We start from the raw sequence: 21,223 nt of genomic DNA on the forward strand, positions 1-21,223 counted from the left end.
ACACAGACGCGATGCCAGAAGCATCTCTATATTGCACCCCATCACCCCCTCATCCCTCTCCTTGATTCTCCAATTCTTCCATCAGTATAATCGTTCCGTATGATTGTTCTTCTTCTACTCCTTTCAAGCTTTGAAGCGTAACCCGACATTGAATAGACTGACCTCGGCGATTAATCGCATCCACGGTTATTGTCTGATGATTTTCCTCGCCCTGAAAACATTTACGGATAGGTTCGATCAACTGATCCACAGGTAAACCAATATCTAAACTCAGTAGGGATTTGTTTTGTACCTCGTCACTGCGTACTCCCCAAAGTTCATCGGCGTCTTGATTCCAACGGATAATATTAAATTCGCGGTCTACAATAATCACCCCAGTTTGAAAACTTTCCAGAATTGACGCTAAAAAGGAATTAGCTTGGTTGACTTCATCCGTCCGCAAGCGCAATTCTTCATTCATTGTCCGCCATTCTTCATTCGTAGACTCGAGTTCTTCATTCATTGTCTCCAGTTCTTCGTTGGTGGATTGCAGTTCCTCGTTAGTGGTTTCTAATTCCTGGTTGGTGCATTGCAGTTCCTCGTTGATTGTTTCTAATTCCTCATTAGTTGACTGAAGTTCCTCATTCGCCGTCTCCAGTTCTTGGGTGGACGTTTGATATTTATTTTGTAATTGGTTGTAGCTAGTGACATCATTAAAAGAAATACTCACTCCCAGCCACTGATTGTCATTGCCGTTTTCCTGTAAGGGGGTAATTTGCACATCCAAGTACTGAGTCTCATCTGACTGATTCTGCACCACATCGCTAATCGTAATCGATTTGCGATCGCGATAGACATCATCAATGAGGGACCGAAGTTCTAGGGGACGGTAGGAAAGTTCTAAATCCCGAAACAGTTTGCCAATATCTTGTCGTTTAATGTCAAACATCGACCGGGCGCTCATATTTGCCAAAACCAAGTAGCCACTGGCATCAACAATAACTTGAGCCATGGGTGAGGTGTTAAATGCCGCTTCTCGCAGGCGCACCCGGTCAGACACACGGCTCTTCGCCTCTTCATCCCCAGATGGGGAAAAAAGCAGCCGGCGAGTGCTCAGCTTCTGCTTTGGCACTTTGGTAAAGATGCGGTGCTGTAAACTCAAGGGTTTAAACAGATTGCTACTGCTTAGCAGCATCTCCGCTTTGCCCAAAAATAGAGCGCCGTTTTCATTTAGGGCAAAGTGAAAACGTGCCAAAATATTTTTCTGGGTTTCCCCGTTAAAGTACATCAGCGTGTTGCGGCAAATCAGCAAATCCAGTCGGGAAATTGGCGCATTTTGTACCAAATCATTACGACCAAAAATCACCATACGCCTTACCTCAGACCGGAAGACATAGTGATTGCCGACTTTTTCAAAATAGCGCTGTCGCTGTTCCTCGGGAATATCTTCTAAAGCTTTGGGTTCATACTTAGCACTACGGGCTTGATTTAAGGCTTCTTCATCGACATCCGTGGCATAGATTTTGACTCGCTGGCGAAATTGATCAAAACCCAAAATTTCTGCCAAAAGAATGGCGATAGAGTAGGTTTCTTCCCCAGAGGAACAACCAGCACTCCAGACGCGGATTTGGTCTTGTTCATCCTTTTCCTGCAACAGTTTCGGCAGGGTTTGCTCTTGCAAATAGTCCCAAGCGTCGGTATCCCGAAAAAATTTGGTAACGTTGATCAAAATTGTATTGAACAGCGGCTCAAATTCTTCGGGATTAACTTCTATGTAGTCCAGATAACCACCAAAATTATCGATATTGTGGGAGTGCATTCGCCGGGTTATCCGCCGCTTTAATGTAGAGCGTTTGTAGCCGGTAAAATCAAACCCGCGCAATTCTTTTATGTATTCCAGTAGCGCTTCAAAAACTCGGTTTTCTTCTTTTTCTTGGTCATTCGCCATTAGTCATTTGTCGTTGGGTATTACTGATTACTGATTACTGATTACTGATAAACGTTAAAATATTCTAACCTCTGCCTTCTTTTACCAGTTGAATAAGTGTTGAGGCAATTTCCGATAGGGGTAAAATTAAATCAACTATCCCGGTATCAATGGCAGAACGGGGCATACCAGAGTGTTCCGCCGTTTCTGGATCTTGGCTAATCACCATACCGCCCATTTTCGCGATCGCTTGTAGTCCTTGTTTGCCATCTTTCCCTGTCCCAGTCAACACTACAGCGATTGCCCGATCTCGATAACTTTTTGCCAGGGACTCAAACAGTAAATCTGCCGAGGGACGGACAAAATTAACGGTGGGCGACTGAGTTAGGGAAAGGGTACCATCAGAGTTTACCAAAACATGATAATTAGGTTGGGCAATATAGACCTGTCCCGGACTTAGCTTGTCTCCTTCTTCCGTCTGCTTAATCGGCAAAGAAATCCGTCGGCGGAGTATCTCTGCCATGAGAGAAGGGTGAGTGCGGTCAAGATGCTGCAAGACTAGAACCGCCGCCGGAAAGTCAGTCGGTAGATCGGATAAAACCTCAGATAGCGCCTTTAGCCCTCCTGCGGATGCGGCGATGGCGATGACATCAAAGGCGGTATTGGCGAAGGCTGGCGGGGGATTGTTGGGTTGATCGACCTGGGGCTGTTGCATTTTATTAGAGGTAGCACCGAACTATAAGAGTTGACGCCTTTAGTGTATCGGGTTTGGAACTATCGGCGCGAGGTCAGGGGAGGGAATCGGAAACAGTGACCAAATAGGGGTTTGGTGACCAAATAGGGGTTTGGTGACCAAATAGGGGTTTGGTGACCAAACCCCTACATGCGCCCACAATCTGGTTCACTTCACCTCTAATGTGAATCCGGGCAAAACATCCTCCCCCGACAACACCACAGGCATTCTTACCACTTCCACCTCTTGTCCCTGGCGATAAATTTCCACCTGCCGATCCTTACGATTAATCAGCCAACCTAACCGCAATCCACTCGCCAAATACTCCAGCATTTTGTTCTGGAGTGGCTTTAATCTATCCGTGCGAGAACGCAACTCGATCACGAAATCCGGGCAAATTGGCGGAAATCCTTCCTGTTCCTCCTGACTCAATCCTTGCCATCGGCTTAATTCTACCCAAGCTACATCCGGAGAGCGATCGCCCCCTCCAGGTAAACTAAACACAGTTTGAGAACTAAACACTACACCTAAGTGAGTTTGTTCATTCCAAATCCCCACCTTAATGATCAAATTTGCCTCACCTCTGCCACCTTCACCCCCGATAGGTGTCACGATAATTAATTCTCCCGTTGATGAACGTTCTAGCGATACATCTGGATTCGCCTGACACAGTTGAAAAAATTGTTCCCGTGTCAGCGTGGTAATTGGCTCTAAATTCAGTACCGTTGTCATATTCGTTATATAAGAGGCTGTTGATGAGTTTGGAGTTGAGGCATGACCCAAGAGGGAAGCGATCGCAGAAAATTTAGTCCTATATAGGGGTGCAATTCTTCTCCACACCCGACACTCCATCTATCATTAAACTGTTACATATCATTAAATTGCTTTTTTGTCAACTATGCCCCCTCTCGCGAGTATTAAATCCCATTCCCCCCTTTCAAAGGGGGGTTAGGGGGGATGGGGATTAGGGGATGGAGGTGAAAGGCTTACTCGTCTTGGTTTTCAGTAGGGGTTTGGTCACCAAACCCCTACACGCCTTCCTGTAACACTTCCGAGAAGGCAAAATCGGGTTCGGCTAAAACAAATACTGTTGTCGGTAATCCCGTCGCCAAATCTTGCAAGCGTTCGTAATAACTGGTGTAATCATCCATGGGTTTCGCCATACCCAAGAACACTAAATCCGCACTTTGGGAAGAACGGCGCAGGATTTCGGGAAAGGGGCGTCCCTTCGCCTCAATCACTTGCGATCGCGCCCCAATCCGTAGTTGTTGAGTTAGCTCTTCCAAATTCGTCCGCGTCGCTTTGGCGGCGGCTGCATTAGCAACAACCAATTTGAGGTTAATTTCCGCACCGCGCCATTCCATACTCGTCCGCAACAGGTACGCCAAAATTAACATTAAACCACCATTTGCCTGTAAACCGCCCCACCACAGATCAATCCGCTGACGCCGCCCAAATCCCCGTTCCTCTACATCCCGTAATATCACCACATTGCGGCGGGCTTGGTGTAGGTTGGCGATCATCTGACAATAACTACCGCGACGAGTGGATTCCTCACTATCGCCTAACAGAATCGTATTGGGAACTAATGGACCAATTCCATACGCCTCCACTAATCGTTCTGCACCAATAAACGGATCAGGGGCGGAAATTAAACGGGCTAAGCCTTGCACCCCCCGCTTCTCTAAATACTCCCGAATCGTGGCTTCCATTTCCAATTGCTTGGCTGGATCACGGGAACCACTAGGAATCACACTGGCGACGGTAAATAAGCTGCGTTTGTGGGTTAAATTTGCGGCAAATTCGACCAAATGCCAACGACGAGTCGGCGCCCCAGAAAATACCAGAATATGAGGACGCCAGTTTTTGGTATCGGGGGTATAATCCAGGCGAGTAATTCCTGTGCGTACCAGCGCCATCCAGATTCCCTGACGCACATCACCCCAAGCACTTTCTAATTCCCGCCGTTCTAACCAAATATAAACACTCAATACAATAATCGCTGCCATGAACGTCGCCATGGCATTGAGTAAGAACATCACCCATAAACAGCCTATCGCCCCTAGTAGGGATATAGACCAATGCACCCGGAAGGAGGGGCGAAAGGAGGGACTACGTAAAAAGGTTTCAATTCCCGCTGCTACATTTAACACCAAATAGGTGGTGAGAAAGAACATACTCAAAACCGGGGCGATGAGGTTAAGATCCCCCACGGCGACGGCGACTAAAACTAAGCCCAATGTAACCACCGTCGCAATACGGGGTTCATCTTCTGATCCTGAACCTGTCCCCAGAAACTTCAGCCACCGAGGTAAAATGCCATCCCGCGCCAGCGCCTGCATCACCCGGGGCGCACCGAGAATACTACCAATCGCACTGGATAGCGTCGCCCCCCAAACCCCTAGTAAAACCGAAGGACCCCACAGAGACATCTTCTCCATAATTAAGGGGTTTTCGATTAAGGTGAGAGCATCCGCCCGCATCGCTAAAATCACGGGCAATGCCATATAAATGATATAACCTGTACCCACCGCCGCCAGGGTACCGATGGGAATGGAACGGCTAGGGTTGCGTAAATCTCCGGACATATTCACCCCCGCCATAATCCCAGTTACGGCGGGAAAGAAGACAGCAAAAACAGTCCAGAAGGGTTCAGAGTTTTGCGGCTTCGCCCCCCACAGTTCAATCTGAGTATTCGGGTCAACGGGATGACCAAAGACCAAACAAATTAAAGACAGCGCGATCGCTGCCATAATAAAGTATTGTGCCTTAATCGCAATTTGGGCAGAGGCGATCGCCAGAATTGCCACCAGGATAGTTGTCACAATCGCTGTCAACCGTTGATTTAATTGAGGAAACGTCAGCGCAACACTCTCGGCAAAACCAATCGTATACAGTGCCACGGATATCGCCTGGGCAAAGTAAAGGGGAATCCCCACCGCGCCGCCGGTTTCAATCCCCAGAGAACGACTAATCATGAAATACGCGCCCCCCGCCTTCACCACCCGATCAGTTGCGATCGCACAAATTGACAGTGAGGTAATAAACGTAATCGCCGTAGACAGGGTGACAATCATCAGCGTCCCCAATAAACCCACATTCCCCACAACCCAACCGAATCGCAGGTACATGATTACACCCAGAATCGTCAGGAGTGACGGTGTATAAACACCCCCAAATGTACCCAAACCCTTTTCTGGTTCAGGGGGAACTACTGGAGATGACTGCGAACGTTGACGGAACGGGAATTTCATGGTAAGCACCTAAGCCTGGTTCAATCCAATCAGAAAGGGGAGAATTTTTTCCGCAAAGACATAGCAGACTACATCTGAAACACCCCCCTATATAAGCAAAAAAAATGAGTTAAAGCTTCCTAGCACCCTCACGAAATCAATTTCACATCCTCTATGAGCAATTACTGACCTAGCGGGCGATTGATTTTTCGGACTCTCCGTGTCCGCTACCTTAGCAAAAAAAATTGTCTCAAACCTCTATCTGGAGATTGGGGTAGTTTTGACCCGTTGCTGCGATCGAGGGAACCTAGTAGGGGCGGGTTTAGGGATTTTCGTTTCGCCATGAGATAATAACATTTGTACAAAACCCGCCCTGACCGAGTGCAAAACCCGTCCCCGCACCTTTGCACCCCGGCTTCTCATCTAAGGATAAAAACTCAACGAAGGTAATCCCAATGTTTCTTGCCAACCCATCATCAGGTTCAAACATTGAATCGCTTGACCAGCTTGACCTTTAATCAAGTTATCAGTAACTGACATAACAATCACCCGGTCAGTACGCGGATCAACTTCAACGCTGATGTAACACATATTCGTCCCACACGCCCACTTAGTTTGGGGATAAGTACCACTAGGCAATATTCGCACAAAAGGAGAAGCGCGATAGAATGCGCTATAAATCGTTGCCAAATCTTCTCGCACCAGTCCAGGGTCACGCAAGGTAGCATAAACTGTAGCCAGAAGACCCCGCACCATCGGCATTAGATGGGGGGTAAACTGCACCATCACCTCATGACCCGCTAAATTACTACAAATCTGCTCAATTTCCGGGGTATGGCGATGACGGGTGACTCCATAAGGCGATACAGAACTATCTGCTTCAGCGAGTAAGAGGTTGGTTTTCGCCGTGCGCCCCGCCCCCGATGTACCCGATTTAGCATCAATAATCGCCGTATCGGGCAGAATTAACCCTTGTTTGAGCAACGGTGCAAGTGCCAAGAGACTGGTGGTAACATAACAACCTGGACAACCCACAAGTTTCGCCTCAGCGATGCGATCGCGGTACAATTCCGGTAAGCCATAAACCGCTGTAGCCACGGTTTCCTGGTCATTGCGTTCTCCCCCATACCAGGTTTTATAGGTATCCAAATTTTTAAACCGATAGTCAGCCGAAAGATCAATCACCTTACAGCCTTTCGCCAACAACGTCGGCGCCATCTGACAAGCTAAACCATTCGGTAACGAGAGAAACACCACTTGAGTTCGGCTGGCTATTTTATCTAAATCAATCTCCTCTATGGTCAAATTCACACAATGACCCAGATGAGGATAGAGTTCAGAAAAGGACTTCCCCGCACTACTATTTCCCCCCAAATAAACCACCTCCACTCCTGGGTGATCCATCAATAGGCGTATCAATTGCACGCCCCCATAGCCAGAAGCGCCAATAATTCCCACAGACAGGCGTCCTAAGTCACCCATAATATTCCTTCCCTAACAGAGTTAACATCGAAAACAGATGAACATTTGCTGCATTTTAGCTTGAACCGGTGTGCCTAAACCCGCCTCGACTCCCCCATCTGTGTGATCGTCCTGAACTGGGTTGGGAGAGTTCGCTACCATAAAGTCAGACCGTTCCACTGCCAAGGGATAGTAACTACATGCCAATCCAATTATCAGCGCAAGAGGCAAACGTTTCTGCTAATCCAGACACAGACACACCTCATTGCCATCCGCCCCATTGTGTTGAAAGCCAGCGGATTGGTTCATTGCAGCCTAAAATGCTGAACACAGAAAAAGCCCAACGCATGGCAGAGTTGTTCAGTTCCCTAGGGGATACAAATCGGCTGAGGATCATCTCCCTACTCGCGATCGCAGAACTGTGCGTATGTGACATCGCCGCAGCGCTGGATATGAGTGAATCCGCTGTCTCCCATCAATTACGCACCCTGCGAACCATGCGATTAGTACGGTATCATAAACGCGGTCGAAAGGTCTATTATCATCTTCAAGATCAGCACGTTCTCGACTTGTATCAATCCGTTGCCGAACATTTAGATGAGCCTGAATAGTTTATTCCCGATTCCTGATTCTCCATTCCCTGTTAAGAGTTCCCTGTTCCCTGACAAATGACAAATGACACCTCAAATTATTTGGCAACAAAATAGTGACAATCCCGAAAATGGCGCGAACCTAGCCAAAATCAGCAAATTTTGGACAGCCCTGAATAACCGAAAAGTTTCATGGCGACAGCGAATAATTCCCCCCAGTGGAAATGTCCAGGAAATTGACTGGGAATGGCAGCGGTTTGATGAAGAATTTAAACTGCAAAATCCACAAGTTCGCGGGATTACACTCTACTGGCAAAAACCAGACACGGATCAAGAACGCAGTACAACCCCCTGGAAACTTGGACTAGACACGCAGCAACTTCAGGCTTATATTTATCCTCAATCTCAGAAAAATTTAGTCATCCGGGTGGGAATTCCGGAAGTTATCTATCAAAAAATAGAAATCACTAATCCTCAGTGGGAAAGTGACTATCAGGGGGAAAACCATGTAATTAGATTGCGCGATAAGCAGCAACAAATAGAAGTAAAACTTACCTTAAGTCCAGAAAATATCGCTCAGCTTAAGGAAAATCTGCCCGGATAGTGGAACTTAGATGTATTATAGATCAAAATCACTTAAAGAAACTTCACAAAGCGCCGTGATTACAGAACCGTTAATCCAGATCAACCCACTAGAAAAACACGTTTGGACTTGGCAAGGGCACTCAATTGAATACACCGTCAAGGGAACAGGTCAACCCTTATTATTGATTCACGGATTTGGTGCATCCATTGGACATTGGCGAAAGAATATCCCGGTGCTGGCGGATGCAGGGTATCGGGTGTTTGCGATTGACCTGTTAGGATTCGGTGGTTCAGATAAACCGGGCTTAGACTACAGCTTAGAGTTATGGCATGAACAGATCAAAGACTTCTGGGAAGCCCAGATTAAAGAACCAACAGTATTTATTGGCAACTCCATTGGGGCACTATTGAGTTTAATGGTCGTTACCCAAGACCCAGATATCGCCGTTGGTGGTGTTTTAATTAACTGTGCAGGGGGGTTAAATCACCGTCCCGATGAGTTAAATTTACCCTTACGGCTGGTCATGGGAACCTTTACCAAATTGGTCAGTTCTAAAACCGTTGGACCATTTTTATTTAACCGCATTCGCCAAAAAAACCGGATTCGCAACACCCTGCGTCAGGTTTACTGTGATCCCCAAGCGATTACGGAAGAATTAGTCGATTTACTATACCAACCCTCCTGTGATCCGGGCGCCCAACAGGTGTTTGCTTCGGTATTGACTGGTCCTCCTGGTCCTGCGCCGAGAGAATTATTACCCAAGCTAAAACGTCCTCTACTGGTTCTGTGGGGAGAAAATGACCCTTGGACACCGATTAATGGGGCGGCTATTTACCAGCAGCAGCGCCAGATGGAGAAAGATGTGGAGTTTTTTGCCATTCCGCAGGCGGGTCATTGTCCTCACGATGAGAAGCCGGAGATGGTTAATTCCTTAATTCTCGATTGGCTGAGTCATATTACATAAACGAATGACTTATAACTTATGAATCTGATGTAAATAGTTCTCAAACCTTTACATAAGACGAATGAAGATAAGCAACGACGGATTGGGGGGTAACAATTCTTGAAGTACGCCTTGGTGCATGAGTGGCTGACTCCCAAAGCAACGGGTGGTTCTGAACTGGTGGTTCAAGAAATCCTCAAGTCCGTTGAGGCTGATTTGTATGCTTTGATTGATTTTGAATCAACCAATCCCCAAAGTTATTTGTTTGGACGCCAGATTGGCACGACCTTTCTACAGCATTTTCCAATGGCTAGCAAGGGAGTGCAGAAATATTTACCCCTGCTGCCCTTAGCCATTGAACAGCTAGACTTACGGGATTACGATGTGATCCTCTCCTCCTCCCATGCTGTTGCCAAAGGTGTTCTCACCCGTCCCCAACAGCTACACATCTGCTACTGCCATACACCCATGCGCTACGCTTGGGATTTGACCTTTGACTACCTCAACAGCAGTGCTATGGGACGAGGATTACCTGGGTCAATGACCCGGTATCTGCTGCATCGGTTGCGTCAATGGGATGTCATCTCAGCGAACCGCGTGGATTATTTTATTGCCAACTCCCGCCATACAGCACGACGGATCTGGCGCTGCTACAGGCGAGAGGCACAGGTGATTTATCCTCCAGTTCATATTGAACGGTTTCCTTTTTTGGCTCAAAAGTCAGATTTTTACTTGACAGTTTCTCGATTGGTTAGTTACAAGCAAGTGACGTTAATCGTGGAGGCGTTCAATCAACTGGGATATCCTTTGGTTGTTATTGGCTCTGGACCTCAATTGCAGGCGCTGCGCCATCTGGCTAAACCCAACGTACAAGTGCTGGGCTTTTGTGCCGATCGCGTGGTTGAGGAGTATATGGCACAGGCGAAGGCATTTGTTTATGCTGCCTGTGAAGATTTTGGCATTGCCCTAGTGGAAGCTCAAGCTTGTGGTACACCAATCATTGCCTATGGTGCTGGTGGCGCCTTGGAAACCGTTCGGGATATCCGGAAACATCCGGATAAGGGTACGGGTCTGTTTTTTCTAGACCAAAGTCCCAGGGCTTTGATGGAGGCGGTGGAAGCCTTTGAAGCACAAGCTACTGCTTTTAGTCCCGAACAGATACAATTAAACGCAGCTCAATTTGCGCCAACTGTTTTTAGCGATCGCTACTTGACGTTTCTGGATGGCTGCTATCGAGACCACCTGTCACGATGAAAGAGTCATAAATTCCAGTTTCCTGGTCGCTATTGCCTTAGCTAACCGCTTCTGGCTTTATGATCGTGACGTGTGGTGTGAAGTGAAGGAGTAAGATGACTGCCCAAAGCCAACTTATCTCCGTCAAGACGTTGCGAGCGTTCGTGAAGCGTGGTGTCCATCCCCGCGCTCCACGCAGTAGACCCAAAGGTCTGTCTCGATATCGCTTAGACGGAATTTTTGCCAAGCGGCTGTTCGATGTCGTATTTTCTCTATCGGTTCTTACGTTGTTTTTTCCGATTTACCTGCTCTTAGCCATCCTAATCGCTATCAGTTCACCAGGTCCTATTTTTTATGTTCAGGAGCGAATCGGTAAAGATTATAAACCGTTTAGCTGCATTAAATTCAGAACCATGGTGGAAAATGCGGATGAAATGTTGCTAGAAATGATGACGGAATCAACCTCTATTCGTTATGAGTTTGAAGCGAATTTCAAGCTGAAGCAAGACCCCAGAATAACCTTAATTGGCAAAGTCTTGCGCTATACGAGCTTGGATGAGTTTCCGCAATTTTGGAACGTTTTGAAAGGAGATATGAGTGTAGTCGGACCTCGACCCTTAGTCCCGGAGGAACTGCATAAGTACGGGCGTCAAATCGATAAAATTTTGACAATTAGACCAGGAATTACCGGACTATGGCAAGTTTCAGGGCGGAATGATATTCCCTATAAACGTCGAGTACAAATCGATGTTTATTACGTCAATTATTGCAATTTTTGGCTGGACTTATGGTTGATTGTTAAAACAATTGGCGTAATAATTTCTCCAAAGAATAATGGGGCTTACTGACAAGTTAAGCTTAGGGGAGCATGGGAGGATTAATCTCAAATTAAACCTCTCGGCTCAAAATCGACAATGACCATTGCCCGAAGTACGCCGAATGAACCAACCGCCGGACGTAACGACGGCGGCAAAATCAGACTCCCATGCTAGGCTAGACAGATAATACATTAAAGAGAAAGTCGATCAAGGCTAGAAAATTTAAGGTAATGTAAGGAATAATTTCCTATATCCCAAAACCGGGTCGGGATGTTAACACGTTTCTGGCAAGCACCTACTGCCACTGTTGCCCATACGCATCACAGGACGATTTAAGGATGACGCAACCAAAACAAGCGCTGATTACAGGTATAACCGGTCAAGACGGTTCTTACTTGAGCGAGTTATTACTGGAGAAAGGCTACGAAGTTCATGGAATTGTCCGGCGAACTTCCACATTTAACACCGATCGCATTGACCATATCTACGTTGATCCGCACAATCAGAATGCCAGATTATTTCTACACTACGGGGACTTGACTGATGGCGTCACCTTGCGCCGCATTATAGAGGAAGTCAAGCCGACAGAAATTTATAATTTGGGCGCTCAATCCCATGTTCGTGTTAGTTTTGACTGTCCGGAATATACAGTTGATGCCGTGGGAATGGGAACGCTGCGCCTGTTGGAAGCCATTCGGGATTATCGCAATCGCACGGGTATTGATGTACGCTTCTATCAGGCGGGTTCGTCGGAAATGTTTGGCAAAGTCCAGGAAGTTCCCCAAAAGGAAACTACCCCATTTTATCCCCGCAGTCCTTATGCTTGTGCCAAAGTATATTCCCATTGGCAAACAGTGAATTATCGCGAATCCTATGGGATTTTTGCCTGCAATGGTATCTTGTTTAATCACGAATCGCCGCGTCGGGGAGAAACATTTGTCACCCGTAAGATTACTCGTGCGCTCTCGCGAATTGTGACTGGACAGCAGAAAAAAATCTATCTAGGAAATCTAGATGCGAAGCGAGATTGGGGCTATGCCAAAGATTATGTTAAAGCCATGTGGCTGATGCTGCAACAAAAGGAACCCGACGATTACGTCGTCGCTACAGGTGAAACTCACTCGATTCGCGAATTTCTGGATATTGCCTTTAACTGTGTAAATTTAGATTGGCAAGACTATGTGGAGTTTGACCCCCGCTATCTGCGCCCAGCGGAAGTGGAGTTACTGATTGGTGATCCGGCAAAAGCAAGGCAAAAGTTGGGTTGGCAACCGTCTTTATCCTTTGAACAGTTAGTCGCATTAATGGTAGAAGCCGATTTGCGAACTTTCGGACAGTCATCGTCTAATGGTGAAGGGGCTAAACTGTTTGAAAAACATAAGGAAAATACTTACGAACATTCCCCAGATCACGCACCTATTGATTGAGGGAAATTCAAAAGGTACGCATTCGTAAGGGCGGATGCGAGTGATTTACAGGAGACGGTAAACAATAACGTAACCCTAATATCCGCCCTTAAATTACCGTTTATTCAGTGTTTTCATGTATCTAATATTATCATGAACAACGATTCAAAAATTTACGTAGCAGGTCATCGCGGCTTGGTGGGTAGTGCCATTGTCAGATCCTTACGCGACAAGGGTTATACCAATCTTATCCTGAAAAATAGTCAAGAGTTGGACTTAAGACGACAGCAAGCCGTAGAGGATTTCTTTGCCGCTGAACGCCCAGATTACGTTTTTATCGCGGCGGCAAAAGTGGGAGGGATTAATGCCAACAACACCTACCGCGCTGAATTTCTCTATGAGAACTTAATGATTGAGTCTAATGTTATTCATAGCGCTTATTTGTTCGGTGTAAAAAAACTGCTGTTTCTCGGCTCATCTTGTATCTATCCCAAATTATGTCCCCAGCCGATGAAGGAAGAACACCTACTGACGGGGTATCTTGAACCGACGAATGAACCCTACGCGATCGCGAAAATTGCCGGACTGAAACTTTGTGAGAATTATTGTCGGCAATATGGCGTGAATTTCATCTCCGCTATGCCCACAAATCTCTATGGTCTAAATGATAATTTCGATTTAGCAAATTCCCACGTTCTCCCCGCCCTGTTGCGAAAAACCCATGAAGCTAAAATTAACAAGGCTGAGGCTGTGGAAATTTGGGGAACGGGTTCGCCGCTGCGGGAGTTTTTATATGTCGATGACTTAGCTGATGCTTTAGTTTTTCTGATGGATCACTATAACGAAATCCAATTCGTGAATGTCGGTACAGGGGAAGAGGTTTCTATCAAAGAATTGGCGCTGTTAATTAAAGCGGTGATTGGTTACGAGGGTGAGTTAAAATTTGATTCCTCTAAACCTGATGGTACACCGCGTAAACTTTTGGATACCTCGAAAATTAATGCCGCTGGTTGGCAGCCTAAAATATCCTTAAAGCAAGGTCTAGAATTAACCTATCAATGGTTTGCCGAGAACTATGATATCATTAAAGGAAAATAGTGGGGAAAGTTTATATTACTGATAGCTTTTTGACCTTAACCCTACGGGTATAACGGGGGAAGAAAGATGAAACTGGCGATTCGTGTGGTACTATTACTGTCGTCCCTACTGGCTCTTGGCACAAGGAGCGATCGCGCTGAAGCTACGCCTACTCAATGCAGCCAAATTCGTCAGGTACGCCGTCTCGCCATTCAGCAAGGCTTAGACGACGCAAACCTGGCGACTCTAGAAGCACAATACTGTAATACCGCTCAACCTTCGGCGGTGGAAGTTATCCCACCCCCAACCGCTACCCAGGAATGTCTCGATTTGACGATTATGACGCGACTGGCGCGAATGTCTCCAGGAAATAGCAATCTGGTGCGATTAGTAGAGAGTCAGCAACAATTCGCCTGTGGATTAGCAAATACCAGGGGAAGGGCAATTATTGAATACCCGAATGGACAACGGGCGAAAATTGGTGACAATTGGAATTATCCCAACGGACAAACAGCGAAATTCGGCGCGATTTGGAAGTATCCCAATGGACAAACGGCAAAAGTCGCCTCTCGCTGGTACTATCCCAATGGGGAAATAGCTAAATTTGGAACACGTTGGAGTTACCCCACAGGACAATCGGCGAACTTTGAAACTCTGGTAACCTGGGCGTGCAGTGTCATCAGCCGGGATGAATGCGCCTCACGATTATTAGCATTGCGAAATACCAATGATTTTTGGAGTGAAATGGCAACCCTAGAGTTAGCTTGGCAAGCTTACAGCAAATCAATTGTAGGGGCGGGTTTAGGAACTAAAGTCAGCTATTCAGAAATAAATGAACCACAAAACCCGCCCTATCTCACCAGTAACTGCTCAACAAAACCCGCCCTTGCTTGTCACCAATAACTGCTCAAAAAAAACAGCCTCTATACTCAAATGGTACTGAAATTTTGGCTGGTGGGCAATGCCCACCCTACGGTATATCGAGGGTTTCGGTGATCCAAAAATGCAAATTTTCAGTGCCATTAAGCTTAAATCATTGCCATTCCTCTACATTTCCCTATTCCATGACAAATGACAAATGACGAATGACAAAAAACAATTACGTCAGCGACTGCTGAAACAGCGACAAGCCATGACAAAGGATGACTGGCGAGAAAAGAGCGATCGCGTATTTACCCAGCTTCAGTCTTCATCCCTATTCACTCAGGCAAAAACGATCCTGGCTTATTTTAGTTTTCGCCAAGAACCTGATCTCCATCCCCTGTTTACCGATACCCAACAATGTTGGGGATTCCCTCGGTGTGTCGGCAAATCTCTTCTCTGGCATAGCTGGAAGTGCGGAGAAGCCCTACAAACCGGGGCTTATGGTATTTTTGAACCCCATGCCAATTCCCCTACCTTAGAGCCTGATGACGTGGATTTAATCTTAGTGCCAGGGGTAGCGTGCGATCGCCGAGGCTATCGTTTAGGCTATGGGGGTGGATTTTATGATCGCCTGCTGAGTTCGGAGGAATGGATATCTAAGCCTACCATAGGAATTATCTTTGATTTTGCGTTCTTGCCCCAACTCCCTATCGATGAGTGGGACCAACCTTTAAATGGGGTTTGTACGGAAACAGGAATAACGATTTTTGGTAGGGTGCGTTAGCAAAGCGTAACGCACCGCCTTAAAGATTCATTGTCCTCCCCCTACAGCAAAAATACGATGAGTAAAACGCCGGGAAAACAGATTTGGCAAAGGATTTGGACGTATATTCTCTTGAGTGCGATCGCGTTGGTGATGCTGTTTCCCCTCTTCTGGTTAATTAGCACATCATTGAAGTCTTCCACAGAGAATATCTTTGCCTTTCCACCTCAACTGTTGCCGAGTCAACCGACAATTGAAAACTATATCAAAGTCTGGAAAACGAATCCCTTTGGTCAATATCTCTGGAATAGCGGCATTGTTGCTATTCTCACTGTTACGTTAAATCTCCTCTTTTGTTCTCTGGCGGCTTATCCCTTAGCCCGACTCAATTTTCGCGGACGTGATATCATTTTTGCGATTGTCGTTTCCACGATTATGATTCCCTTCCAAATCGTGATGATTCCCCTCTACATTTTGATGGTGCAGCTTGGCTTACGGAATAGTTATTTAGGCATCATTTTCCCCAACTTAGCCTCAGCCTTTGGCATTTTCTTATTACGCCAAGCCTTTCAAGGTGTTCCCAAAGAACTCGAAGAAGCGGCTAGGATGGATGGCTGTTCGGAGTTAGGATTGTGGTGGCATGTGATGATTCCAGCCGTTCGTCCGGCGTTAGTTACCTTGGCTATCTTTGTCTTTATTGGCTCATGGAGTGACTTTCTCTGGCCCCTAATCGTTCTGGATCGACCTGAATATTATACCTTACCATTAGGCGTTGCTAGATTAGCTGGAACCTTTTCCCTCGATTGGCGTTTAATTGCCGCCGGTTCAGTTATTTCTATTGCCCCGGTTTTACTATTTTTTATTCTGATGCAGCGGTATATCGTACCTAATGATAGTGGGAGTGGTGTGAAAGGGTAGATTGTTTTGTCTGGGCGGGTTTTACAGATATAGCAATAGACACATCGATTAGGACGTTCGGCACCATTGTAGAGACGCGCCATGGCGCGTCTCTACATAAATGATGTGTCCTAACAGCCATGGCGGTTGCTATAACTTATGGCATACGCTGATAATCTAACTAAACCTGCCCCTGTACGGGTAAGAGCTTAGGGGATAAAACAATGTTTTTATTGTCATTTTTTTTGCGAATTAATATATTATAAATTAACAGGCAATCAATCAGGCAATATAAGCCATGACTTCAATATCCTACGAAAATGACTTTTATGCTTGGACGCAAGAACAAGCAAACCTACTAAGAACTGGAAAAATCCATCAAATAGACTGGCAAAACATTGCTGAAGAAATAGAAGACATGGGACGTAGTGAAAAGCGACAACTCGAAAGCCGATTAGAACTATTGGTTATGCATTTACTCAAATGGCAATTTCAACCTAATCTGCGCTCTCGTAGTTGGCAATTAACCATTAAAGAGCAACGTCTTCGCTTAGAGAAGCTATTCCAAGAAAACCCCAGTCTCAAATCCAGTCTCGATAATGCCCTCGAAAAAACCTACCCCCTCGCTACTCTTAGCGCCGAAAAAGAAACTGGATTATCCTCATTTCCGGAAACTTGTCCTTATACCCTAACTGAGATCTTATCCCCTGAATTTTTACCCGAACAGGGTTCGTATAGCAACCGCCATAGCGGTTAGGACACATCATTTGGTAGAGACGTTCCGGCGGAACGCTGAAGGGGTGACAAGCAAGTACCCCCATGATTTTTGGTGGGTTACGGCGGGTAGTTCATTCAACGGTTACTGGTTTTGATTGAGTTTCCGCCTAACCCACCCTACAAATTCCTTGCACCTCTCTCCCCTTTCTCCCCCCCATGCAAAAAATTGCGTCCCTACGGATTCTTAATTAAACCTTTACACAACTCTCAGCTTTATTCACAACAGCTTCACCACAAATCCCCGTCAATTAGGTTACGCTTCAGGAATAATTCCACTAATAAATAGACTCTGGGGACTAGAGTAACTCATCCCCAAAGCCTTGGAATAATCGACATTAAAATTAAATCTTGCTTCTTATTGTAGTGGGACAGTCCCAGTCACTATTCATACAGTTATGACAGTTGATCAGATGGCACAAGCCGATTATCCATCGCCTGTATAGACGCGACATATCCTGTCTCTACTGATTCGGGTCAAGACTTTACACCACTCCTACCTTTATTCACGTTAGCTTCACCACAAATCCCTGTAAATCAGGTTAGGCTTCAGAAATAGTTACATCAATAAAGAAGCTCTGGTGACTGAATTTACTCATCCCCAAAGCATTGAAATAATCGACATTAAATTCAATCTTGCTTCTTATTGTAGTCGGGCTACCCAAACCATTCATACCATAGATGTGACAGTTAAAAATAAGGCACAAGGACAGATGACCCATGAAAAAAACTAACTTAGTTTTATCAACGCTTTACACAATTTCCAGTTTTCTTCACCGTAAGTTTACCACAAAACCCCAAACAACCAGTTACAGTTAAATCAAGGAACTAAACCTCCAATAAATAAAAATCCAAGTTGCCTAAACTTGGTTCAATCTTCTCTCAGTCCTAAGGAGTAATCGACATGAAATTCAATCTAGCTCAAACCATCAACAAAACCTTGACCCTGGCTACCGCAGGAGCCGTTCTCAGTCTCGTCACCCTCAACGCGAATCCAGTTAAAGCCGCTGGCATTAAAGTCATTGACTTTTCCGAATTTGAGGTGGGTCAAAACCTGACGGGTGAAACGACAAAAGCGGCTACACTCTCTGTGTCAGGTCAGGGAAACACTGGTGGAAACCCTCGCGAACTGATGATTTTTGATACCTTCTGCGATGGGGGACCAGCGAGTAATTGTTCAGGTGAAGATGATGACTTATTCTTCCCCTCTCCAGACTTTAACTTTGGGAATGCCCTAATTATTAGTGAAGATAATAACTCCGCTGACCCGGATGATTCCCGCTTTGGTGGTACGATCACCTTTAACTTTAATCGCCTAGTTCGTCTAGAACAGTTTGGACTTCTAGACATCGATGAAAGCAACAATGTTACGATCACAACTTATGCTGATGCGGCGGGAACTCAGCAAGTCCAGCAATTTTCAGTTCAGGGTGCAGGTAACAACGAAACTCAAAGCGTAACCGGTTTCAATAACACCTTGGTTCAGCGCTTAGATGTATTTCTCCCTGGCAGTGGTGCCGTTGATAATATTGCTTATGAACCCGTACCCGAACCTCTGACTATTTTGGGTTCAGCGACAGCCCTCGGCATTGGCGGATTGCTGAAGCGACAGCATTCTAGAGGGCGCAAAAATTCCAAGCAAAAGGATTAACCGACATCTGATTCGGATTCCTTTGGCTGTGGCGTTCAATCTTGGTTGGGTAGAGACGTTGCATGCAACGTCTCTACAATCAGTGCCAATCACCGATATGATCAGAACGTTACTCTCTGGATAGGACCCTAACCATAGACCATAATGGATTTTGCTACTATTGTTGCCCAGCTTAACGCTGGACTGATTCTGCCAGAGGGAATCGTCGTGATTACCCTGTTACTGGTTTTAGGCATTGATCTGATTGCGGGTAAACGTTCTGCTAATACCCTGCCTTACGTCGCCATTGGTGGACTACTGGTTTCCATAGTCGCCCTGTACTATCGCTGGGATGTTGCCCAACCTCTAGCTTTTTTTGGCGGGTTTAATGGGGATGCCATGAGTATCGCCTTTCGCGGTATCATCGCTTTATCGACGGCGGTAACGATTTTGCTGTCGATTCGCTATGTGCAGCAGTCGGGTACCTCGTTAGCTGAGTTTATCGGCATTTTACTTACCGCTACCTTGGGGGCGATGTGTCTCAGTGGTGCGAATGAACTGGTTACCATCTTTATTTCCCTAGAAACGCTGAGTATCTCGTCGTACCTGTTGACGGGATACATGAAGCGTGATCCTCGTTCCAATGAAGCGGCGCTGAAATACCTGCTGATTGGGGCGTCGAGTTCTGGGGTGTTTCTGTATGGCTTATCCTTGCTATACGGCTTATCTGGCGGCGAAACTACCTTAAATGGAATCGCCACCGGGATTGCTAGTTTAGAATCTACCCCATCCTTGGGTATTTTAATTGCTTTAGTGTTTGCGATCGCGGGAATTGCCTTTAAAATTTCGGCGGTTCCGTTTCACCAGTGGACCCCTGACGTATACGAAGGTTCTCCGACTCCGGTTGTCGCCTTCTTGTCTGTCGGTTCTAAAGCCGCAGGCTTCGCCCTCGCCATCCGCTTACTGGTAACCGCGTTTCCTCTGGTTAGCGAACAATGGCACTTTGTCTTCACCGCCCTGGCTATCTTAAGTCTGGTGTTAGGGAATGTGGTAGCCCTCACCCAAACCAGCATGAAACGCCTACTTGCCTATTCATCCATTGCCCAAGCTGGCTTTGTCATGATTGGCTTAATTGCGGGAACGGATGCAGGCTACGCCAGTATGATTTTCTATCTGCTGGTTTATTTGTTCATGAACCTAGGTGGTTTTGCTTGCGTGATTCTGTTTACCCTGCGAACCGGTACCGATCAAATCAGCGAATATGCGGGATTGTATCAGAAAGATCCCCTGCTGACATTAGGATTAAGTATTTGTTTACTGTCCTTAGGCGGAATTCCACCTTTAGCGGGATTCTTCGGTAAAATTTACCTGTTTTGGGCAGGCTGGCAAGCCGGATTGTATGGCTTAGTTTTGCTAGGTCTAATTACCACTGTAGTTTCCATTTACTACTACATCCGCGTCCTCAAAATGATGGTGGTTAAAGAACCCCAAGAAATGTCCGACGCGGTGAAAAATTATCCGGAAATTCGCTGGAATTTACCCGGAATGCGTCCATTACAAGTGGGTTTAGTTCTTTCTGTTGTTGTCACCTCTCTGGCGGGAATTTTGTCTAATCCCCTATTTACCCTCGCCAATAATTCAGTGACAAATACGTCCATGCTGCACTCTTCGGTGATCCAAGCTCAATCTCACACCCAACCGATTGCATCTTTGGATGCGAATTTACCGCGAGATTAATTTAGATCCCCGACTTTAGAAGTCGGGGATCTAGTGCAGCGACAGAGAATTATTACTTATATTAAATATGAGATAAACTGATAGGAGAAGAATACCATGTCAAAAACGCGATATAAAACAGACTATTATCAATGGATTCAAGAAACGATTAACCAATTACGAGAACGTAATTTTAATCAGGTTGATTGGAATAATTTGATAGAAGAATTAGAAAGTATGGGTAAAAGTGAGAGACGAGCTGTATTAAGTCTTTTAACCCGTTTATTAGAACATCTGTTAAAATTATCCTATTGGGAAGCCGAGAAAGAGTATTCAGGAAATCTTATGGCTGCTGAAATTGTCAATTTTCGCGCTCAAATTCAACAGCGTTTAGAAGACAGTCCCAGCTTAAAACCGGAACTAGACGCGATGTATGCTAAAGCATATCCTGTGGCGATTAAGTCGGTTTCTAAGCTGTTTTCACTGCCCAAGGATGCTTACATTTCTCTAGAACAAGCCCTAGATGAAGATTGGTTTGTTGTTGATGAATCTGGAGAATCTTGAAGGATATAGCAACCGCCGTAGGGGTTTGG

At 45.9% G+C, this 21,223-nt stretch carries 19 protein-coding genes; 14 read left to right on the forward strand and 5 right to left on the reverse strand.

Going from position 1 to position 21,223, the window contains the following annotated elements:
* Positions 1-49: 49 nt before the first annotated feature.
* From RIM23_RS28695 to argC, 5 genes are all read right to left on the reverse strand, one after another.
* Positions 50-1,927 carry a CheR family methyltransferase gene (locus RIM23_RS28695; protein ID WP_446371630.1) on the reverse strand — a complete coding sequence of 626 codons (1,878 nt, stop codon included), beginning with the start codon at positions 1,925-1,927 and terminating at the stop codon, positions 50-52.
* A gap of 64 nt (positions 1,928-1,991) precedes the next feature.
* Entirely contained in the window at positions 1,992-2,621 is a 630-nt protein-coding gene (locus tag RIM23_RS28700) for a chemotaxis protein CheB (RefSeq protein ID WP_446371632.1), read from the reverse strand.
* Positions 2,622-2,807: 186 nt separating this feature from the next.
* On the reverse strand, positions 2,808-3,371 hold the full coding sequence (locus tag RIM23_RS28705; RefSeq protein ID WP_446371634.1) for a Uma2 family endonuclease: 564 nt from the start codon (positions 3,369-3,371) through the stop codon (positions 2,808-2,810).
* A gap of 296 nt (positions 3,372-3,667) precedes the next feature.
* On the reverse strand, positions 3,668-5,893 hold the full coding sequence (locus RIM23_RS28710; protein ID WP_446371636.1) for a Na-K-Cl cotransporter: 2,226 nt from the start codon (positions 5,891-5,893) through the stop codon (positions 3,668-3,670).
* Between the two features lie 402 nt (positions 5,894-6,295).
* A complete protein-coding gene (argC, locus tag RIM23_RS28715; protein WP_446371638.1) occupies positions 6,296-7,354 on the reverse strand; it encodes an N-acetyl-gamma-glutamyl-phosphate reductase in 1,059 nt (352 codons plus the stop codon).
* A 179-nt stretch (positions 7,355-7,533) separates the two neighbouring features.
* On the opposite strand from argC, the gene RIM23_RS28720 reads away from it, so the two are divergent.
* The 14 genes from RIM23_RS28720 (at position 7,534) to RIM23_RS28785 (ending at position 21,194) form a co-directional block, all read left to right on the forward strand.
* Entirely contained in the window at positions 7,534-7,944 is a 411-nt protein-coding gene (locus RIM23_RS28720; protein ID WP_446371640.1) for an ArsR/SmtB family transcription factor, read from the forward strand.
* Between the two features lie 64 nt (positions 7,945-8,008).
* Entirely contained in the window at positions 8,009-8,527 is a 519-nt protein-coding gene (locus RIM23_RS28725) for a hypothetical protein (protein ID WP_446371642.1), read from the forward strand.
* 55 nt (positions 8,528-8,582) lie between these two features.
* The gene (locus tag RIM23_RS28730; protein ID WP_446371644.1) at positions 8,583-9,473 is read left to right on the forward strand and encodes an alpha/beta fold hydrolase; all 891 of its coding nucleotides are present in this window, start codon (positions 8,583-8,585) and stop codon (positions 9,471-9,473) included.
* Positions 9,474-9,572: 99 nt separating this feature from the next.
* Positions 9,573-10,706: a glycosyltransferase gene (locus tag RIM23_RS28735; RefSeq protein ID WP_446371646.1), complete on the forward strand. Its 1,134-nt coding sequence runs from the start codon at positions 9,573-9,575 to the stop codon at positions 10,704-10,706.
* 95 nt (positions 10,707-10,801) lie between these two features.
* Entirely contained in the window at positions 10,802-11,533 is a 732-nt protein-coding gene (locus RIM23_RS28740) for a sugar transferase (protein WP_446371648.1), read from the forward strand.
* Positions 11,534-11,841: 308 nt separating this feature from the next.
* Positions 11,842-12,930, forward strand: a complete 1,089-nt coding sequence (gene gmd, locus RIM23_RS28745; RefSeq protein ID WP_446371650.1) for a GDP-mannose 4,6-dehydratase — start codon at positions 11,842-11,844, stop codon at positions 12,928-12,930.
* A 132-nt stretch (positions 12,931-13,062) separates the two neighbouring features.
* Positions 13,063-14,007 carry a GDP-L-fucose synthase gene (gene fcl / locus RIM23_RS28750; RefSeq protein WP_446371652.1) on the forward strand — a complete coding sequence of 315 codons (945 nt, stop codon included), beginning with the start codon at positions 13,063-13,065 and terminating at the stop codon, positions 14,005-14,007.
* A gap of 66 nt (positions 14,008-14,073) precedes the next feature.
* Positions 14,074-14,889 (forward strand): hypothetical protein, encoded by an 816-nt coding sequence (locus RIM23_RS28755; RefSeq protein WP_446371654.1) that lies wholly within the window; start codon positions 14,074-14,076, stop codon positions 14,887-14,889.
* Positions 14,890-15,064: 175 nt separating this feature from the next.
* Entirely contained in the window at positions 15,065-15,634 is a 570-nt protein-coding gene (locus RIM23_RS28760) for a 5-formyltetrahydrofolate cyclo-ligase (protein ID WP_446371656.1), read from the forward strand.
* A 57-nt stretch (positions 15,635-15,691) separates the two neighbouring features.
* Positions 15,692-16,531: a carbohydrate ABC transporter permease gene (locus RIM23_RS28765; protein WP_446371658.1), complete on the forward strand. Its 840-nt coding sequence runs from the start codon at positions 15,692-15,694 to the stop codon at positions 16,529-16,531.
* 277 nt (positions 16,532-16,808) lie between these two features.
* Positions 16,809-17,267 (forward strand): DUF29 domain-containing protein, encoded by a 459-nt coding sequence (locus RIM23_RS28770; RefSeq protein WP_446371660.1) that lies wholly within the window; start codon positions 16,809-16,811, stop codon positions 17,265-17,267.
* 921 nt (positions 17,268-18,188) lie between these two features.
* Entirely contained in the window at positions 18,189-18,935 is a 747-nt protein-coding gene (locus tag RIM23_RS28775; protein ID WP_446347532.1) for a PEP-CTERM sorting domain-containing protein, read from the forward strand.
* A 144-nt stretch (positions 18,936-19,079) separates the two neighbouring features.
* A complete protein-coding gene (locus tag RIM23_RS28780) occupies positions 19,080-20,651 on the forward strand; it encodes an NAD(P)H-quinone oxidoreductase subunit N (RefSeq protein WP_446371662.1) in 1,572 nt (523 codons plus the stop codon).
* A gap of 96 nt (positions 20,652-20,747) precedes the next feature.
* Positions 20,748-21,194: a DUF29 domain-containing protein gene (locus tag RIM23_RS28785; protein ID WP_446371664.1), complete on the forward strand. Its 447-nt coding sequence runs from the start codon at positions 20,748-20,750 to the stop codon at positions 21,192-21,194.
* Positions 21,195-21,223: the final 29 nt, after the last annotated feature.

Source organism: Coleofasciculus sp. G3-WIS-01 (assembly GCF_040223135.1).
Classification (GTDB): domain Bacteria; phylum Cyanobacteriota; class Cyanobacteriia; order Cyanobacteriales; family Coleofasciculaceae; genus Coleofasciculus.

What these genes read in the sequence shown, in the direction of transcription:
- RIM23_RS28695 (WP_446371630.1), bottom strand. Translation starts at nt 1,927, where the DNA reads ATGGCGAATGACCAAGAAAAAGAAGAAAACCGAGTTTTTGAAGCGCTA.
- RIM23_RS28700 (WP_446371632.1), bottom strand. Translation starts at nt 2,621, where the DNA reads ATGCAACAGCCCCAGGTCGATCAACCCAACAATCCCCCGCCAGCCTTC.
- RIM23_RS28705 (WP_446371634.1), bottom strand. Translation starts at nt 3,371, where the DNA reads ATGACAACGGTACTGAATTTAGAGCCAATTACCACGCTGACACGGGAA.
- RIM23_RS28710 (WP_446371636.1), bottom strand. Translation starts at nt 5,893, where the DNA reads ATGAAATTCCCGTTCCGTCAACGTTCGCAGTCATCTCCAGTAGTTCCC.
- argC (WP_446371638.1), bottom strand. Translation starts at nt 7,354, where the DNA reads ATGGGTGACTTAGGACGCCTGTCTGTGGGAATTATTGGCGCTTCTGGC.
- RIM23_RS28720 (WP_446371640.1), top strand. Translation starts at nt 7,534, where the DNA reads ATGCCAATCCAATTATCAGCGCAAGAGGCAAACGTTTCTGCTAATCCA.
- RIM23_RS28725 (WP_446371642.1), top strand. Translation starts at nt 8,009, where the DNA reads ATGACACCTCAAATTATTTGGCAACAAAATAGTGACAATCCCGAAAAT.
- RIM23_RS28740 (WP_446371648.1), top strand. Translation starts at nt 10,802, where the DNA reads ATGACTGCCCAAAGCCAACTTATCTCCGTCAAGACGTTGCGAGCGTTC.
- gmd (WP_446371650.1), top strand. Translation starts at nt 11,842, where the DNA reads ATGACGCAACCAAAACAAGCGCTGATTACAGGTATAACCGGTCAAGAC.
- fcl (WP_446371652.1), top strand. Translation starts at nt 13,063, where the DNA reads ATGAACAACGATTCAAAAATTTACGTAGCAGGTCATCGCGGCTTGGTG.
- RIM23_RS28755 (WP_446371654.1), top strand. Translation starts at nt 14,074, where the DNA reads ATGAAACTGGCGATTCGTGTGGTACTATTACTGTCGTCCCTACTGGCT.
- RIM23_RS28760 (WP_446371656.1), top strand. Translation starts at nt 15,065, where the DNA reads ATGACGAATGACAAAAAACAATTACGTCAGCGACTGCTGAAACAGCGA.
- RIM23_RS28765 (WP_446371658.1), top strand. Translation starts at nt 15,692, where the DNA reads ATGAGTAAAACGCCGGGAAAACAGATTTGGCAAAGGATTTGGACGTAT.
- RIM23_RS28770 (WP_446371660.1), top strand. Translation starts at nt 16,809, where the DNA reads ATGACTTCAATATCCTACGAAAATGACTTTTATGCTTGGACGCAAGAA.
- RIM23_RS28775 (WP_446347532.1), top strand. Translation starts at nt 18,189, where the DNA reads ATGAAATTCAATCTAGCTCAAACCATCAACAAAACCTTGACCCTGGCT.
- RIM23_RS28780 (WP_446371662.1), top strand. Translation starts at nt 19,080, where the DNA reads ATGGATTTTGCTACTATTGTTGCCCAGCTTAACGCTGGACTGATTCTG.
- RIM23_RS28785 (WP_446371664.1), top strand. Translation starts at nt 20,748, where the DNA reads ATGTCAAAAACGCGATATAAAACAGACTATTATCAATGGATTCAAGAA.